The organism is Celeribacter sp. ULVN23_4 (genome assembly GCF_054788345.1).
This window is the reverse complement of the sequence record NZ_JBTVYO010000004.1, coordinates 106,204-122,061: the sequence shown is the minus strand read 5'-3', so window position 1 is coordinate 122,061 and position 15,858 is coordinate 106,204. Positions and strand designations below refer to the sequence as shown.

The window sequence follows — 15,858 nt, the reverse complement described above, 5'->3', positions numbered from 1 at the left end:
GGGCGTCCTCCTCAGACGATCCCGCCGAAGCAGAGATATTTGATTTCAACGAATTCCTCGATGCCGTATTTGGAGCCTTCGCGGCCCAGACCCGAGGATTTGATCCCGCCGAAGGGGGCTTCGGCAGTAGAGATGAGACCGGTGTTGATGCCGACCATGCCGTATTCGAGCTGTTCGCCGACCTTCCACGCGCGTGCGAGATCACGGGTGTAGAAATAGGAGGCGAGGCCGAATTCGGTGTCGTTGGACATGGCCACGACATCGGCGTCCGTGTCGAATTTGAACAAGGGCGCGACAGGGCCAAAGGTTTCCTCGGTCGCGACCGCCATGTCCTGGGTCACGCCTTTGATCACGGTCGGCTCGAAGAACAGCCCGCCCAATGCGTGCGGTTTGCCGCCCTGAATGACCGTGGCGCCTTTGGCGGTGGCATCGGCGATATGGTCTTGGACCTTGGCGACGGCGTTGTCGTCAATCAGCGGGCCGAACACGGTGTCCGCCTCCATGCCGTCGCCGACTTTCAGCGTCGAAAGGCGCTTGCCGAGTTTCTCGGCGAATGCGTCATAGACGGCGGATTGCACATAGATGCGGTTGGCGCAGACGCAGGTCTGGCCATTGTTGCGGAATTTGGAGATGATCGCGCCTTCGACCGCCGCATCGATATCGGCATCATCGAACACGATGAACGGCGCGTTGCCGCCCAGTTCAAGCGCGAGTTTCTTCACGGTCGGGGCGCACTGGCGCATGAGTTCCACACCCACTTCGGTCGAGCCGGTGAAGGTCAGCTTGCGCACCACATCCGAGCTGGTCATCACACCGCCGATCTCCCGCGCGGAGCCGGTGAGCACTGAGAAGAGACCAGAGGGCAGGCCCGCACGTTCGGCGAGGACCGCCAAAGCGATGGCGGAGAACGGCGTTTGACCGGCGGGTTTCAGCACGATGGCACAGCCCGCAGCCAGCGCAGGGCCCGCCTTGCGGGTGATCATCGCGTTGGGGAAGTTCCACGGCGTGATCGCGGCGACAACGCCGATGGGCTGTTTGATGACCACGATGCGCTTGTCGGCAGCATGGCCCGGAATGACGTCGCCGTACACCCGGCGGGCTTCTTCGGCGAACCATTCGATGAAGGAGGCGCCGTAGAGAATTTCGCCCTTGGCCTCTGCCAAAGGTTTGCCCTGTTCGAGGGTCAGGATTTCCGCCAGATCGTCGGCGTTTTCCACCATCAGGTCATACCAGCGGCGCAGCACGGTGGCGCGCTCTTTCGCGGTTTTGGCAGCCCAGTCTTTTTGTGCCGTCTCAGCGCTCGCAATGGCGGCTTCGGTCTCTTTCGCGCCCAGACGCGGCACGCGACCGATCACCTCGCCCGTGGCCGGATTGGTCACTTTGATCCCGTCGTCGCCAGCGGCGATCCACTCGGCCCCCACAAGGGCGGCCTCTTTCATCAGTGTCGGGTCTTTGAGCATGGGGATGTCCTCGAAAACAGGTCTTGTAGGGAAGGGACAGGCACGGGTGCGCCTGTCCCGGAGATGTGATGTCGCTTACGGAGCGATGATCGGGGAGGCCGCGAGCGTGCTTTCCTGCGGCTCGATGCCTTCGAAGGTGGAGCCATGCTCGAACCAGCTGCGCGGTGCGGGCGCGCCCCAAAGCGTCTGGCGCTGCGGGTCCTTGAGGTCCCATTTGATCGCTTCGAGATCCGGGTCGACCGTCTGGTAATCGGAGCAATAGATCTCGATCCGGTGCCCATCGGGGTCCAGAATGTAGAGGAAGAAGGCGTTCGAGATGCCGTGACGGCCCGGACCGCGTTCGATGTTGGCGACATAGCCGGTGGTGGCCATCAGGTCGCACAGGTCGATGATGTTCAAAGGCGTCGGCACCCAGAACGCGGTGTGGTGCAGGCGCGGGCCCAGACCGTTGGTGAAGGCAATGTCATGCACGCCGCCCTTGCGGTGGGTCCATGCGGCCCAGAGCTTGCCGCTTTCTTCGTCCTCGGTGTACTCGGTGACACGGAAGCCAAGCTCGTTGTAGAAGGCAACGCTTTCGTCCACGGAGGGCGAGTAGCAGTTGAAGTGGTCGATGCGCAGCGGCTTCACGCCTTTGTAGAGCTCGTACTTCTGGTGGATCGGCGACAGGCGGTCCATTTTGAAATAGAACTCGATCGGCATGCCGTAGTTGTCGACGGTCGCCAATGTGCGTCCCTGATAGGGGCGCTCGACCCACGCGGTTGCGTGGCCTTTGGATTTGAAGAAGGATTCGGCCTTGTCCAGCTCTTCTTCGGAGAAGACCTTGAAGGACAGGGATTTCACTTCGCTGACGTCGGATTTCTGCAGTACCATGCAGTGGTGGCCACGCTCTTCGAGCGCGCGCAGATAGACGGTGTCGGCATCCTCATCGGTGACCTGGAGGCCGAGGATGTCGACGTAGAATTTGCGGGAAGCTGCAACGTCTTTCACGCCGAACACAACGTGGCTCAGGCGGATGATGTTGAACGGCGGATAGAGGTTTGGGGCCGGAATGGGCATGTCTCTCACTCTCTTCTTTTGTGCAATTGGTGTTGAGCGGGGGAGGCAGCGCGCGCCGCTTCCCCATGTTTGGTCTTGGACGCCTCAGCCGCCGAGTTTCGGCACCTTGTGGTACTGACGCGGGAAGGACACGTTGACCGTCTCCATGTAGAAATCGAACGACCAGTCGCCACCGTCGCGGCCGATGCCGGAGGCTTTGACGCCGCCGAAAGGCGACGGAAGGTGACGGACGTTTTCCGAGTTCACCCACATCATGCCGGCGTCAATGTTGTCGGTCATGTACATGGCGCGGTTCAGGTCGTTGGTCCAAATGTAGGCGGCCAAACCGTATTCAACGTCGTTGGCGAGTTTCAGCGCCTCTGCGTCATCCTTGAACGGGATGGCGGTCAGCACCGGGCCAAAGATTTCTTCCTGCGCGATGTCCATGTCGTTGGAGGCGTTGGTGAAGAGCGTCGGGCGCACGAAGCAGCCTTCTTCGCCCACTTTCTCACCACCGGCGGCGATCGTCGCGCCAGAAGCTTTGGCTTTCTCGAAGTAGGACAGCACCTTGGTCTCGTGTTCCGGGTGGATCAGCGGGCCGACCACGGTGTCCGGGTCGAGCGGGTGACCCACCTTGATGCGGCTGGCGACATCGGCGAGCTTGGTGGTGAACTCTTCGTAGATGTTCTCCTGCACGAGAACGCGCGAGGACGAGGTGCAACGCTCACCGTTCAGAGAGTAGATCATGAAGGCGGCGGCATCGACCGCGCGTTCCATGTCGGCGTCCTCAAAAACGATGACCGGGTTCTTGCCGCCCAGCTCAAGGTGAAAACGCTTCAGCGTGTCGGCACCCTGTTTCATGATCAGAGACCCGGTGCGGCTTTCGCCCACGAATGCGATGGCTTTGATGTCTTTATGCTCGGTCAGGGCCTTGCCTGCGTCTTCGCCAAACCCGTTCACGAGGTTCAGAACCCCTTTCGGCAGACCGGCCTCTTCGGCGATCTCAACCAAAAGTTTCGCGGTCATCGGCGAGAATTCGGCGGGCTTGTGCACGACGGTACAACCGGCGGCCAGAGCGGGCGCGATTTTCCAGGTCGAGAGCATGAACGGCGTGTTCCACGGGGTGATCACACCGATCGGGCCGATCGGGCGACGCGAGGTCACGTTCATCTGGTTCGGGTTGCGCAGAGCCAGACCGTCTTCGGCGGTTGGGGCCTGATCCGCGAAAAAGCGGAAGTTGGCAGCGCCACGAATGGCGGCTTTGGACATGAAGCGCAGCGCCTGGCCGGTGTCCATGCATTCGGTGAAGGCGATTTCTTCGGCGCGGGCCTCGATGCCCTCGGCGACCTTGATCAGGATGGCTTTGCGCTCTTTGCCCGGCATTTTGGACCAGGTTTTGAAGGCTTCTTTTGCGGCGGCCACAGCCGCGTCGATGTCACTTTCATCGCCCTTGGCCACAGAAGCAAGCACCTTGCCATCGACCGGCGAAGTGGTCTCGAAGGCCTTGCCGGATTTGGCGGGCACGCTTTCGCCATTGATGTGGTTCAGTACACCGGTTTCGGCGAATTTGGCCATATAGGCCTTGGCTTTGGATAGGTTCTCTTCGAGAGCGCTCATCGTCTTTCCTTCAGCTTTTGCCCGACAGGCGGGCGTGTATGGGGGTGTCTTTCCAGCTCAGTTCCGGGTGGATTTCCCGGATTTCGAGCGAGAGGGCGAAATGAGGGGTGGAAAGTGGGCCTTTCAGCGCCTCCTGCACGGTGGCAAAGATCATGTCGCCAGCCGCTTTCAAGGCGTCGGTCGACCGGCCTGCGCCCACCGACAGGGTCAGCGCTGCAAAGTCGTTTCCCGGCAAAGCATCGCCCACGATGGCGTGATCCGCCTTGTGGGCGCGAACCCGAATCCCGGCTTTCGGAAAAATCCCGGCGGTGAGCATGGCCCCATAGGCTTTTTCACAAACGCCTTTAATATCAGCGCGCGCCTCTAGGCCCGCCGAATATTCAATCGCTAGATGCGGCACGATTCTCTCTCCCTTACTTGCTGCTTAACATGTTAAATGTAATTTTGCTTGTCAACCCGCCCACAATCTCCGATGGAAAATGATAAAAGGGAGACCACAGACGTATGGCGCAAGAAACACACCCAGTCCCGCGCAACGATGGCTTCGGCTTGGCCCGAACGCACCGCACGCTTCCCATTGCGCTTTTGCGTGCCCGCGAGGTGGTGATGGAGCGCTTCCGTCCGATGCTGGCCGCGAACGATGTCACCGAACAGCAATGGCGGGTGATGCGGGTGCTCGACGAGGCGGGAGAAACGGATGCAAGCTTTCTGGCGAACAAGGCCTGTATCCTGGCTCCGTCGCTCACACGGATCATGCGCACGCTCGAGGCGCGTGGCTTTCTTCAGACGCATCGCGATGAGATGGACGGGCGGCGGATGCTGGTCGGGCTGACGGAGGAAGGGCGTTGTTTAATCCGCGAACTGGCACCTCAAAGCGCGCAGATCTACGCGGAGATCGAGAATAAGATCGGCGATCAGAATATCGAGAAACTTCTGGACCAGATCGAGCATTTGCTTCAAGCACTTGAGACTTGATCCGAGCGAGGGTTCTCTGAATGGAGGCACCGCCAAAATTTTTTAACTTTTGTGTGTAAGTTTTTGATGTTTTTTATTAAAATAATTTTTAATCTAGGGAAATTCGACCGTTGAATGGGCAGATTTCAGGTTGACGTCACCCGAAATGTTGCATCCACATACCGCTTGGTCGCCAGGAAACCGGGCATAGAAATCGTCGGGCTTGGCGACGTTCGGATCGATGTTCACTGTGGGCAGCGTTTCCTCCTCAGGCTGCTGCGGATGCATGTTTGAGCGCTGCACGTAGTGCCTCGGCATCAATTATCATAAGTTGAAACGTACCGAACAGTTAGCCTTCGTCCTGACTATCCCTAAACGGCGCATCCAGAATGGCAGCCAGATAGACAAAACCAGTCTTGAAGGCGACATAGGTTGTGGAGTCGATTGCAAGATTTGACGCGCGTATTTCATCCAAGGGAAGTCGATCAAGCAGATTTGCCAGGAACCACGGTCAGGGTTCGCCATCCCAAGCTCTTCTTGGGCGTACCGTTGGGGCGGTCACAAATTGCCTTCAAACCTCGATTTGAGAGCAGGGTGTCTCGCGGAAGGTGTCGGCGCGCGCGTTCAGGGCGGCGTGGTGTCACCGGGACATGAGGCCGCTTCTTTCCTGGAAACGATATCAGAACCCTACAGGTCTTTTGAGCGATAGTGTTGACTTCTATGCCTCAAATATGGTCTTTTTGTGAGCTATAGAGAGGATATCTATAACTCATGGCTTGGAACTGGATGCTGCCCGATTGGCCGGATTTTCGGTATGACGCCTCCGCTCTGGAGCCGTTCGAGCAGAAGTTTCTGCTGTCCTCCGGAGAAATCCTCGGCGCGGTCCATCATGTCAGCCAGCCGGAGCGCGAGCAACTCCGTATCGAACTTCTCAGCGAGGAAGCGATGCAGACGAGCGCCATCGAGGGTGAAATCCTCGACCGGCTCAGTGTCCAGTCTTCGCTGCGCCGCCATCTGGGCCTCGATCCGGACAGCTACCCTGCCAAACCGCGCGAACAGGGCGTCGCGGAGATGATGGTCGACGTCTATTCCAGTTTTTCAGAGCCGCTGACCCATGAGACACTGTACCGCTGGCATCGGATGCTCTTGTCCCATGATCGCAGGTTGGAAACCATCGGGGCCTACCGACGCCACGCCGAGGCGATGCAAATCGTATCCGGTCGCTTTGAGCGGCCGACGATTCATTTCGAAGCGCCTCCTTCAGAGCGGGTCATGCCTGAAATGGAGCGATACTCGGATTGGTTCAACGAGACCGGGCCGGGGGGAGCAGAGCCGCTTCCCGCGCTGACACGCGCAGGGCTAAGCCACCTCTATTTCGAGAGCATCCATCCCTTCGAAGACGGCAATGGCCGCTTGGGTCGCGCCCTTGCTGAAAAATCGCTGGCGCAGAACATTGGCCAGCCGACCCTCATCTCGCTCGCCTTCACCATCGAGAAGGAGCGCAAGGCATACTACGACCAGCTTGAGCAGCATCAAAAAACGCTCGACGTGACCGATTGGCTCGTCTGGTTCGCGGAAATTGTCTTGAAGGCCCAACAGGCAACACTCGACCGCGTCGGCTTCTTCATCAGTAAGGCGCGCTTCTACGATCATCACAGAGACCAGTTGAACGAACGCCAGGCCAAGGCCATCGTTCGAATGTTCCGGGAAGGCCCCGGCGGTTTCAAAGGCGGCCTCAGCGCCGACAACTATCTCAAGATCACCGGAACATCACGCGCAACCGCAACCCGCGATCTACAGGATCTGGTCGAGAAAGGTGCGCTCAGCAGAACCGGAGATCGACGTCATACGAGGTACTGGTTGAATTTAGAACGGAGTGGATTCTTCCGATGTTTGTAAACCCCATTCAGAAATGTCACTTGGCGTGCAAAGCAGAAATGTCACCACATGGCGCGACGGGAGCAAGGCTTTGCAACCCGAAGACCTCAACTATCGCAGGGCTGTGAAGCCTTGGAGGATGGGCGGCTTGTCGGTTTGAGGAGCTTCGGGTTCATGCTGAGCACGCAAACGATTTCGATTGTCTGATGCTCGGGGTTGCCAAGCCGGGACAGCATTTCATTGGGTTTGAAATCGATGCCGAGACGAGAAAGCCATTCCACGGTCTCCCGTCGTTGTGCGGCCTTGCGGACAAAGGGGCCGACACGTTTTCCCCGCCCGAGGAAAATATTGTCTGAAACATCCAATGTCATCGCCAGAGATGGATCCTGATAGATCACGGCGCCCCCTGCGTCGTGCGCGCTGCGGGGCGTCGATTTGGTGAATTTCTCTTTCCCGCTGATCATCGCGCCGCCCGGATCGGGCTGGAGCGTGCCAGACAGGCATTTGATGAGTGTTGATTTGCCTGCACCATTGGCCCCCTAAAAGCGTGTGAGACTCGCCGTCAGCCCCCTTGAGGTCCACGCCCTTCAGGACTTCGACGCCGGCGTAGGATTTTCTGAGGGCATGACCCGCGAAAGGCATGTCCACAAGCTCCGATCTTTTGTGCGCGTAGGTGGAGGAGGCCGACTGGCGGCCCCTCCCAGAGGACGCTGTTTATTCCGCGCCCTGCTGGGCAAGATATTCGTCGGCTTTTGGCGACTTCTGTGTCACGAGTTCCAGCGGAACGATAACATCGCCTGTGTCTTCGCTCTTGAGGATGTAGACCGCGCTCGTGACAATTACATAGCCAACCTCGACCAGAGGAATGGCCATTGAGGCGCGATCGACATTTCCGCCCTGAAGCCCGACCAGAACGACGCGGGCGTCTTTCATCACCGCCTCAAGCGCCAGCGTGGTGGTGGCGGGCAGGCCCACCGATCATGCCGTAAAGCGCGCCCCCGGCGGCCTGGCGCAGGGCCTCGACCGCGTCGGGGCGGTGCCATAACGGGGGAATTGATAGCTTGTGGTTTTCATTTTTTCCTAATCAGGTCGGCAAGCGTCATACCGCAGCACGGCGTTGAGCAATGCCTGTGCTCCGGCGGCACAGTCTTCGGCTGTGGCGCTTTCGGCGGGATTGTGGCTCAGGCCATCCTTGCAAGGGACAAAGATCATCGCCGTGGGAGCAATGCGGGAAATGTTTACCGCATCATGTCCGGCCCCCGACACGATTTCGCGCCAAGGCAGGCCGCTGGTTTCGGCGGCGTGGCGCACGGCTGTGATACAGCCCGCATCGAACCGGACTGAGGGGCTGAACCAGAGTGTGCTCATATGGGATGAAATCCCGTCTTCGATGGCCGTCAGGCGGCGGCGTACCGACTGTTCCATGGTCGCGATATGGCTGTCTTCGTGGTGTCGCAGATCGAGTGAGAAACGTACCTCCCCCGCGACCACATTGCGCGACGGGGCCTTGATCGCGAACTCTCCGACCGTCGCATAGCCTCCGGCGGTTCGGGCAATGTCAGTCGCATCGGAAATGAAACCGATCGCCGCCATGAGCGCGTCTGCACGCATCTCCATCGGGGTGGAACCGGCATGGGCGGTGCGCCCCGTGAGGGTGATGTCGTACCAGCGGGCGGCTTGCACACCGGTGACGACGCCAATCCGGTCGCCCTCATGTTCAAGCACCGGACCCTGTTCGATGTGCAACTCGAACATCGCTCCGATCCGGGTGGCACCGATGTCGGCCTCTCCGGCGCAGCCGCTTTGTGCCAAAGCCTCGCCAAAGCTTATACCTTCGGCATCGGTCTGTGCCATGGCCTCGTCCAGCGGCAGCACACCCGCATGGACTGCGGATCCAAGCATTGCCGGGGCAAACCGCGCGCCTTCCTCATTGGTCCAGTTCACCAATAGCAACGGGTGTTCGGTCTCTACGTTGTGCTCGTTCAGGCTTCGCATCACTTCGAGCCCGGCGAGAATACCGAGGATGCCGTCAAATTTGCCGCCGGTTGGCTGGGTGTCGAGATGGCTTCCCATGGCAATCGGGGCGGCGGTGACACTGCGCCCTTCGCGGCGCAGAAACATATTGCCCACGCGATCCGTGCTGAGGCTCAGCCCAAGGCGTCGGGCCTCAGTCGTTAACCAGTCTCTCACCGCGCGGTCTTCTGCACTCAGGGTCAGGCGGCATATCCCGCCCTCTGCGGTTCCACCGATCTGCGCGGTATCCATCAGCGTCTGCCAAAGACGTGACGCGTCGATTTGCACATTCGTCAAAAGTCTGTCTTTCCATGAAGGCGTTTTAAGAAAGACGCGCGGGGTGAAATCCCTGCGCGTCTCCAAGGGAACAGATGGGCAGGGGTTACAAAGCGACCCCGACGGATTTCACCTCGGTGTAGAGCAGGATGGCCTCATAGCCCTGTTCGCGGCCCCAGCCCGATTGCTTGAATCCGCCAAAAGGCAGGGCCGGGTCGATCACATGGTGAGTGTTGACACCGATGGTTCCGGCTTTGAGTTTGCGCGCGACCTGATGCGCGCGGCTGATGTCGCGGGTGAACACCGATCCGGCAAGGCCATAAACCGAGGCATTCGCCTCCTTGACGATTTCCTCGAACCCGTCATCGTCGAAGGTCGCGACCGACAGGACCGGGCCGAAGATTTCTTCGCAAACCACTGACATATGCGGTTTCGTTTCGGTCAGGATCGTGGGGGCGATGAAATAGCCCTCTTCGCCGACCCGCGTGCCGCCACACAGCAGGGTTGCGCCATCGGCCAGACCGGATTCGATATAGCCCAGCACCTTGTCGAACTGTTCCTTCGACACCAAAGGTCCGATTTGAGTGGCCGGATCTAGGCCGACGCCAACGGTCATGTTTTCGGCAAAGGTCTTGAGGCCTTCGAGGATCACGGGGGCAATGTCCTTGTGGATATAGAGACGGGTGCCCGCAGTGCACGTCTGGCCCATGTTGTAGAAGATACCGTAACCGATGGCCGGAATCGCGACTTCGGGATCGGCATCGGGGAAAACGATCATCGGGGATTTGCCGCCCAGTTCGAGCGAGACTTTCTTGAGATTGCCTTGTGCGGCATCGAGGATCTTGCGACCGACCTCGGTCGACCCCGTGAACGCGATCTTGTCCACATCTGGGTGAGCCGCGAGCGCGGCCCCGGCCTCATGGCCATAGCCGGTCACCACGTTGAACACGCCTTTCGGGAAACCCGCTTCTTCGACCAGTTCGGCAAACCGCAGCGCGGTCAGCGGGGTTTGTTCGGCAGGTTTGAGCACGATGGTGCAGCCTGCGGCCAGCGCCGGAGCGACTTTCCAGACCGCCATCATGAATGAGAAATTCCAAGGCACGATCTGGCCACAGACGCCGACGGCTTCGCGCAGTGTATAGGCGTGGAACGGGGCCTCGGCAGACAAGGGGATGGTCTGGCCGGTGATCTTGGTGCTCCAGCCTGCCATATAGCGCAGAAGCTCGTAGGAGAAGGCGACATCGCCGTTTCGGGCATCGGTCACAGGTTTGCCGTTGTCGAGCGCTTCGAGCTGTGCCAGCTCATCGGCATGGGCCTCGACAAGATCGCCGAGCTTCCATACCAGCTTGCCACGCTCTGCCGGGCTCATCTGTCCCCAGGGGCCTTCATCGAAGGCCGCGCGTGCCGCCGCCACGGCCAGATCGACATCTGCCGCCAGACCACGGGGCACCCTGTCGAACATCTGGCCGGTGGCCGGGTCCTCGACCTCGATGACACTGCCGCCCGCGGCAGGACACCACGTACCGTCGATGAACATCTTCTTGTCTTTGGCAATGAAACGGGCGGCATCTTCGCCAAGAAACGCAAGGGTTTTCGGGGTGTTTTGCATCTGTCTTCCTCTTAGGCCTTGGCTGAAATTTCGCGGCTGGTGACCAGTGTCACCTCGCCGTCGAGAATAGGTTTTGCGATTCCGAAAAAGCGTGCCACCGTGTCCGAATTGTTGTGCGCATCCATGGCCTCAGGGTCCTTGAAGCGCTCGTATGTCGTAAAAACACAGGGGTCATCGAGATCTTGCGAGATGAAGAAACCCAATGTGTCGGGTTCGTTGTCGCGCACGTTCTCGGCCACTTCGAGCAGGGCCTGACGCATGGTTTGTTCGTAGCCTTTGCGGCAGCGGATGACGGCGGTGATGGTGATCATGGTGTCCTCATTAGATGTTGGGGGGCAGGCTGGTTTGGTCTCATTCTGCGGGAAAGCCCGCTGCAAGATCGACGTCGTGCAGGGTCTCCGGGTCGACCTCGCCGGAAAGCTGACCACGCCGGATCAGCAACACGCGCGAGGCAAGGCTTGCGATGAATTCAAGATTCTGCTCGACCAGAAGGATCGACAGGCCGCGTTTAGCGCAGAGCCGATGTAGAACGTCGATCATTTCCTCGATGATCGAGGGTTGAATGCCCTCGGTCGGTTCATCGAGCAGAATCAGTTTCGGTTCGGCGCACAGGCAGCGGGCCAACGCGAGGATCTGCTGCTCGCCCCCCGACAGGACACCGCCAGCGCGGGTCAAGATCGGCTTCAGGCGTGGCAGCTCCTCGATGACCTCTTCGATCAGGCGTTCGGCCTCGGCCTTGGGGCGGGCGGCGGCGGCAACGCGCATGTTGTCCATCACGCTGAGTACAGGAAAGATCTGGCGGCCCTGCGGTACATAGCCAATCCCAGCCTGAGCGCGCTTTGCCGGACGTTGCGTCGTGAGATCGCGTCCGCTGAGAGAGACAGAGCCTTTGGTTGTGGGAATATGCCCCATCAAGGCGCGCAACAGGGTGGATTTGCCCATGCCATTATGCCCGAGAATCCCGACGAACTCCCCGGCTCCGATCGACAGATCGACCCCGAAGAGTACGGGAATACGACCGTATCCGGCATGGAGGTTCTGCACCTTCAAAAGGTCATGCGTCATGTTTTTTCCCCAGATAGACGTCACGGACGCGGCTGTCGCTCAACACGTCGGAGACATGCCCCTCGGTCAGGATGCGCCCCTGATGGAATACGGTGACCTGGTCCGCGATGGCGCGGATAAAGGCCATGTCGTGTTCGACCACGACCACGGTGTGTGTCGTGTTCAGCTCGCGGATGATGTCGGCAAGTTTTTCCACCTCGGCCGAGGTCATCCCTGCCGCTGGTTCATCCAACAGGACAAGCTCCGGGTTGGAGGCGACGACCATGGCCAGTTCGACAAGCTGACGTTGCCCATGGGCCATTTGGCCGAGAATGCAGGGATGCAGATCGGCGATGCCGAGACGGTTGAGCACCTCGTCGATCCGCCGTTTGCGCAGGGCCTGATCATGTGTGCCGCGCAAGGACAGCCAGAGGTTTTCGTAAACGCTCAGCCCATCGAACAGGCTCGGGATCTGGGTCTTGATGCCCATGCCGAGCCGGGCGATATCATGGCGTTGATGCAGGGCCACGTCCTCGTTACGGAAGGTGATCTTGCCGAAGGTCGGTTTTTGCGTACCGGTGAGACAGCGGAAAAAAGTTGTCTTGCCCGCACCGTTCGGCCCGATCAGACAGCGCAATTCCCCCTTGCGCAGGCGAAAGTCGACCCCGTCGAGCGCCTTGACGCCGCCGAAATGCATCGCAACCCCGTCGGCATGTAGGATATAGTCGCTCATGTACGCTCTCCTTCTGGTCTACTGGGAATGAGGCGGTTTGCCTGCGCGGTCAGCCAAGGCAGAACGCCGCCCGGCACGAAGACCACGAAGATCACCAGGACGAGGCCCAGCACGATATTCGGGTCGATCCAGCCCAGCTTGCCCAGATAGGCCGTCGCCAATTGCAGCAGGATGCAGGCCACAACCGGACCCGCGAGAGTGCCGACCCCACCGACCACCACCCAGATCAGCACCTGCGCTGCAGTAGAAAGGCTGAACATCGTCGGGCTGACGAAGACGGAATTGGCAAAGAGCACACCGGCCAGCCCGGCGATCCCTGCGGAAATTGCGAAGGTCGCGAGTTTGAGCGCGCGGGCGTTGTATCCCAATAGCTCGGCCCGCATTTCGTTTTCCCGCACGGCGATGATCGCGCGTCCGAACGGTGTGACGATCAACAGTTTGCAAAGGCTGTAGACCACGAACAGCAAGGCGACAGAGAGACCAAACATCTGTCCGGGGCTGAGCGGCGTCTTGCTGAAGGGCAGGGTCAGAAGCGGTGTGTTCGGAATGCCGTTGAACCCGCCCAGGCGTGCTACTCCGATGCGCCATGCGTCGCCGCCCGTCGAGTTGATGAGCTTGAATAGGATCAGCGTCACCGTCAGGGTGATGACACCGAGATACACGTCGCTGAGGCGTCCGTAGAACAGGAAATAGCCGAGTGCGGCGGCGAAAAGCGCGGGGAACAGGATGCCGATCAGCGCAGCGGAGGTCGTGTCGCCAAAGTTCAATGCGGCCACGGCATAGGCATAGGCTCCAAGTCCGAAAAAGGCGGACTGGCCGAAACAGAGCACGCCACCATAGCCCCAGAGCAGCGCCATCGAAAGGGCGAAGACGGCCATGGACACATAGAGCGTCATGTTGATCACCGTGTAGAGCGGTACGATTTTCGGAAAGAGGAGGATGGTAAGAAGAGTGAAAGCTGCGGCAAAGCCGATCTGGCTTGCCTGCTTGCGGGAAAGATCTGGACGGATCATGGCGCACCTCGGAAAAAACGGCCCGACAGGCCGGTGGGCAACACCCGCAGCAACACGGTGGCAGCGACCAGTAGGGCGACATCGCCGATCACGGGGGTGGAGAGGAAGGTCATCAACGAATTGACGCTGCCGAGCAGGAACGCACTTGCCGCAGTGCCCGCGATCACGCTGGTGCCACCGGTGATGACGGTGATGAAGGCTTTCGCGACATAGGCGACGCCCATGGTCGGGATCACACCTGAAATCGGAGCCAGTAGCCCGCCGGCCAACCCGCTGAGACCGGCTCCGATGGCAAAGGTCGTGGCATAGACGCGAGAGGGCTCTACGCCTAGGGAGGCGGCCATTTCGCTGTTTTGCATGGTGGCTCTGGCAATCAGACCGGCACGCGTGAATTTCAACAGCGCATAACCTCCGATCAGGACGATCACAGCCACGGCAGTGAGCACGAAATCATAGGCTCCGACGCTGTAATCTCCGACCCTGAACGCACCGACAGGGGCGGCGATGCCGACCACGCGATTGCCAAAGGTCATGGTTGCCAGCCCGATCAGCAGAAGGCTCAGCCCCCAGCTTGCAAGCATGGTGTCGATCATTCGGCCATAAAGGCGGCGCATGACGAGTCGCTCTACGACGATGCCGAGCAGGGCAACGGAAAGTGGTGCGATCACCAGCATGGCGATCCAGATGTTGATCCCTGCCTTGACGCTGAAAATGGCGGCGAACCCACCGAGCATGATGAACTCGCCATGGGCGAGGTTGATCACCCGCATCATGCCGAAAATCACGGCAAGTCCGATGCTGATGAGCAAAAGGTTTCCGACCGCTCCGATGGTCTGGAGCAGCACAACGATAAAATAGTCCACGAGAGTATCCGTTCTTGGCCGGAGGCGGACCCGCCCCCTCCGGCACAGGTCGTTTATTCGATCACGTATTGCTGGTTATCGTCCGGTTTCGCGATCAGGTCACATACCGCTGCGGTGTCCGCAGGCGGTTGGTTGGCATAGCTTTCGAGGATTTCGAAGCTGTGATTGTTAACCTGCCCGATATGCACGTCGGTGGCGCAGTGATGGGTGGCCGGGTCGATGGTGGAGGGGCCGCCGGGGCCCTCGACGGTCGAGCCGCTTTCAATCGCTTCGATCACCGCCATGCGATCAAAGCTGCCCGCCTTGCGCACGCCGTTGGCCCAGTGATGGACAGCGTTGTAGGTGGCCGAGGCATGTTCGGTGACATAGGGGGCATCAGTCCCGAATTTACCGTGGTAACGGTCGATGAAGGCCTTATTCTCCGGCGTGTCTATTTCCTGGAAATAGCCGAAAGCAGACATGACCCCGTTGGATTCCTGGGGCGTCAGGATAATATGCTCGTTACCACCCCCGAAAGACGTGGAGACGATCGGGATTTGTCCCGCCATCCCCGCGGCGGCCCATTGCCGGAAAAACGACATGTGATTGCCGCCGACCAACAGCGTGTAGATCACATCGGGCTTTTCTTTCTGGATTTTCTGGATCGCAGCATTGAAATCGGTCACGTCGAGGGGGAAGAATTCGGCGGCGATCACTTCGCCACCGGCCTGAGCTGTGTAATCCTCCACCCATTTTGCGGAGATCTGGCCGTAATTGTAATCGGCAGCAAGGACGTACACGCGCTTGCCGAGATTTTCGACGGCATAGGGCATGAGCTTGCCGATGGTTTGTGCCGGTGTCGAGCCGGTCATGAAAGCGTTGCGGTCGCAGACCCCACCCTCATAGAGCGGCGAGTAGAAATACAACGTCTGATAGCGGCGCAAGATCGGGCGGATCGCTTCGCGCGATGCCGATGTGATGCCGCCGAACACTGCCGCCGCACGGTCTGCGGTCGCAGCCTCGGTGGCAAATTGGGTGTAGAGCTGAATGCTCGACTGCGGGTCGTATTTCCGGGTGACGATCTCGCGGCCAAGCAGGCCGCCTGCGGCATTCAGTTCGGACACCGCCAGATCGAAGCAGGCGTCTATCGGCTGGCCGTAAATCTCAAGCCCGCCGGAAAGATCGTAGATTGAGGAGATGGTGACAGTCTCGGCGGCGCTGACCTGTCGCGCCCAGGGCGCAGCCAAAGCGGCTCCGGCCGTCGCCATGAAGTGGCGTCGGTTCAATTTCATATGTGGACTCCCTGCATATGTGTTGAGTGCGGATTATGTCCCGCTTTCAATATTTATATTTTCATTATTTTCTTTTTCAAGTATTTTATTGG

15 protein-coding genes and 1 pseudogene are annotated in these 15,858 nt (G+C 59.5%); 2 read left to right on the top strand and 14 right to left on the bottom strand.

Annotated elements, in window-relative coordinates; translation table 11 throughout:
* Nucleotides 1–11 precede the first annotated feature (11 nt).
* The 4 genes from ACYBHZ_RS11290 to ACYBHZ_RS11275 form a co-directional block, all read right to left on the bottom strand.
* Nucleotides 12–1,460, bottom strand: coding sequence for an NAD-dependent succinate-semialdehyde dehydrogenase (locus ACYBHZ_RS11290; RefSeq protein WP_460274381.1), 1,449 nt, complete (start codon nt 1,458–1,460; stop codon nt 12–14).
* A 75-nt stretch (nt 1,461–1,535) separates the two neighbouring features.
* Complete coding sequence (gene hpaD, locus ACYBHZ_RS11285; RefSeq protein ID WP_460274380.1) at nt 1,536–2,516, bottom strand: 3,4-dihydroxyphenylacetate 2,3-dioxygenase; 981 nt, start codon at nt 2,514–2,516, stop codon at nt 1,536–1,538.
* Between the two features lie 84 nt (nt 2,517–2,600).
* Nucleotides 2,601–4,112: a 5-carboxymethyl-2-hydroxymuconate semialdehyde dehydrogenase gene (gene hpaE / locus ACYBHZ_RS11280; RefSeq protein WP_460274379.1), complete on the bottom strand. Its 1,512-nt coding sequence runs from the start codon at nt 4,110–4,112 to the stop codon at nt 2,601–2,603.
* Nucleotides 4,113–4,122: 10 nt separating this feature from the next.
* Nucleotides 4,123–4,512: a 5-carboxymethyl-2-hydroxymuconate isomerase gene (locus ACYBHZ_RS11275; protein WP_460274378.1), complete on the bottom strand. Its 390-nt coding sequence runs from the start codon at nt 4,510–4,512 to the stop codon at nt 4,123–4,125.
* 104 nt (nt 4,513–4,616) lie between these two features.
* Here ACYBHZ_RS11275 and hpaR point away from each other — a divergent pair, with 104 nt between their 5' ends.
* Nucleotides 4,617–5,087 (top strand): homoprotocatechuate degradation operon regulator HpaR, encoded by a 471-nt coding sequence (hpaR, locus tag ACYBHZ_RS11270; protein WP_460274377.1) that lies wholly within the window; start codon nt 4,617–4,619, stop codon nt 5,085–5,087.
* Nucleotides 5,088–5,837: 750 nt separating this feature from the next.
* Nucleotides 5,838–6,965 carry a DUF4172 domain-containing protein gene (locus ACYBHZ_RS11265; RefSeq protein ID WP_460274376.1) on the top strand — a complete coding sequence of 376 codons (1,128 nt, stop codon included), beginning with the start codon at nt 5,838–5,840 and terminating at the stop codon, nt 6,963–6,965.
* A gap of 86 nt (nt 6,966–7,051) precedes the next feature.
* Here the strand turns inward: ACYBHZ_RS11265 and ACYBHZ_RS11260 are convergent.
* The 10 genes and pseudogenes from ACYBHZ_RS11260 to ACYBHZ_RS11215 all read right to left on the bottom strand — a co-directional run.
* Nucleotides 7,052–7,471, bottom strand: a pseudogene (locus ACYBHZ_RS11260) (ATP-binding cassette domain-containing protein); the annotation flags it as partial.
* 187 nt (nt 7,472–7,658) lie between these two features.
* Nucleotides 7,659–7,919 (bottom strand): hypothetical protein, encoded by a 261-nt coding sequence (locus tag ACYBHZ_RS11255; RefSeq protein ID WP_460274375.1) that lies wholly within the window; start codon nt 7,917–7,919, stop codon nt 7,659–7,661.
* A 105-nt stretch (nt 7,920–8,024) separates the two neighbouring features.
* Nucleotides 8,025–9,245 carry an allantoate amidohydrolase gene (locus ACYBHZ_RS11250; protein ID WP_460274500.1) on the bottom strand — a complete coding sequence of 407 codons (1,221 nt, stop codon included), beginning with the start codon at nt 9,243–9,245 and terminating at the stop codon, nt 8,025–8,027.
* A 94-nt stretch (nt 9,246–9,339) separates the two neighbouring features.
* Nucleotides 9,340–10,842, bottom strand: a complete 1,503-nt coding sequence (locus ACYBHZ_RS11245; RefSeq protein WP_460274374.1) for an aldehyde dehydrogenase family protein — start codon at nt 10,840–10,842, stop codon at nt 9,340–9,342.
* An 11-nt stretch (nt 10,843–10,853) separates the two neighbouring features.
* The gene (locus tag ACYBHZ_RS11240; RefSeq protein WP_460274373.1) at nt 10,854–11,153 is read right to left on the bottom strand and encodes a putative quinol monooxygenase; all 300 of its coding nucleotides are present in this window, start codon (nt 11,151–11,153) and stop codon (nt 10,854–10,856) included.
* A 40-nt stretch (nt 11,154–11,193) separates the two neighbouring features.
* Nucleotides 11,194–11,907: an ABC transporter ATP-binding protein gene (locus ACYBHZ_RS11235; protein WP_460274372.1), complete on the bottom strand. Its 714-nt coding sequence runs from the start codon at nt 11,905–11,907 to the stop codon at nt 11,194–11,196.
* Nucleotides 11,897–12,619 carry an ATP-binding cassette domain-containing protein gene (locus tag ACYBHZ_RS11230; protein ID WP_460274371.1) on the bottom strand — a complete coding sequence of 241 codons (723 nt, stop codon included), beginning with the start codon at nt 12,617–12,619 and terminating at the stop codon, nt 11,897–11,899. The genes ACYBHZ_RS11235 and ACYBHZ_RS11230 overlap by 11 nt, the downstream gene beginning before the upstream one ends.
* Nucleotides 12,616–13,632, bottom strand: coding sequence for an ABC transporter permease subunit (locus ACYBHZ_RS11225; RefSeq protein ID WP_460274370.1), 1,017 nt, complete (start codon nt 13,630–13,632; stop codon nt 12,616–12,618). The genes ACYBHZ_RS11230 and ACYBHZ_RS11225 overlap by 4 nt, the downstream gene beginning before the upstream one ends.
* Entirely contained in the window at nt 13,629–14,495 is an 867-nt protein-coding gene (locus ACYBHZ_RS11220) for a branched-chain amino acid ABC transporter permease (protein ID WP_460274369.1), read from the bottom strand. The genes ACYBHZ_RS11225 and ACYBHZ_RS11220 overlap by 4 nt, the downstream gene beginning before the upstream one ends.
* A 53-nt stretch (nt 14,496–14,548) precedes the next feature.
* Complete coding sequence (locus tag ACYBHZ_RS11215; RefSeq protein WP_460274368.1) at nt 14,549–15,766, bottom strand: urea ABC transporter substrate-binding protein; 1,218 nt, start codon at nt 15,764–15,766, stop codon at nt 14,549–14,551.
* Between the last annotated feature and the right edge of the window lie 92 nt (nt 15,767–15,858).

Excerpts from the sequence above, each read along its gene's own strand:
- ACYBHZ_RS11215 (WP_460274368.1), bottom strand. The coding sequence starts at position 15,766 with ATGAAATTGAACCGACGCCACTTCATGGCGACGGCCGGAGCCGCTTTG.
- ACYBHZ_RS11230 (WP_460274371.1), bottom strand. The coding sequence starts at position 12,619 with ATGAGCGACTATATCCTACATGCCGACGGGGTTGCGATGCATTTCGGC.
- hpaD (WP_460274380.1), bottom strand. The coding sequence starts at position 2,516 with ATGCCCATTCCGGCCCCAAACCTCTATCCGCCGTTCAACATCATCCGC.
- ACYBHZ_RS11290 (WP_460274381.1), bottom strand. The coding sequence starts at position 1,460 with ATGCTCAAAGACCCGACACTGATGAAAGAGGCCGCCCTTGTGGGGGCC.
- ACYBHZ_RS11245 (WP_460274374.1), bottom strand. The coding sequence starts at position 10,842 with ATGCAAAACACCCCGAAAACCCTTGCGTTTCTTGGCGAAGATGCCGCC.
- ACYBHZ_RS11235 (WP_460274372.1), bottom strand. The coding sequence starts at position 11,907 with ATGACGCATGACCTTTTGAAGGTGCAGAACCTCCATGCCGGATACGGT.
- hpaR (WP_460274377.1), top strand. The coding sequence starts at position 4,617 with ATGGCGCAAGAAACACACCCAGTCCCGCGCAACGATGGCTTCGGCTTG.
- ACYBHZ_RS11225 (WP_460274370.1), bottom strand. The coding sequence starts at position 13,632 with ATGATCCGTCCAGATCTTTCCCGCAAGCAGGCAAGCCAGATCGGCTTT.
- hpaE (WP_460274379.1), bottom strand. The coding sequence starts at position 4,112 with ATGAGCGCTCTCGAAGAGAACCTATCCAAAGCCAAGGCCTATATGGCC.
- ACYBHZ_RS11265 (WP_460274376.1), top strand. The coding sequence starts at position 5,838 with ATGGCTTGGAACTGGATGCTGCCCGATTGGCCGGATTTTCGGTATGAC.
- ACYBHZ_RS11240 (WP_460274373.1), bottom strand. The coding sequence starts at position 11,153 with ATGATCACCATCACCGCCGTCATCCGCTGCCGCAAAGGCTACGAACAA.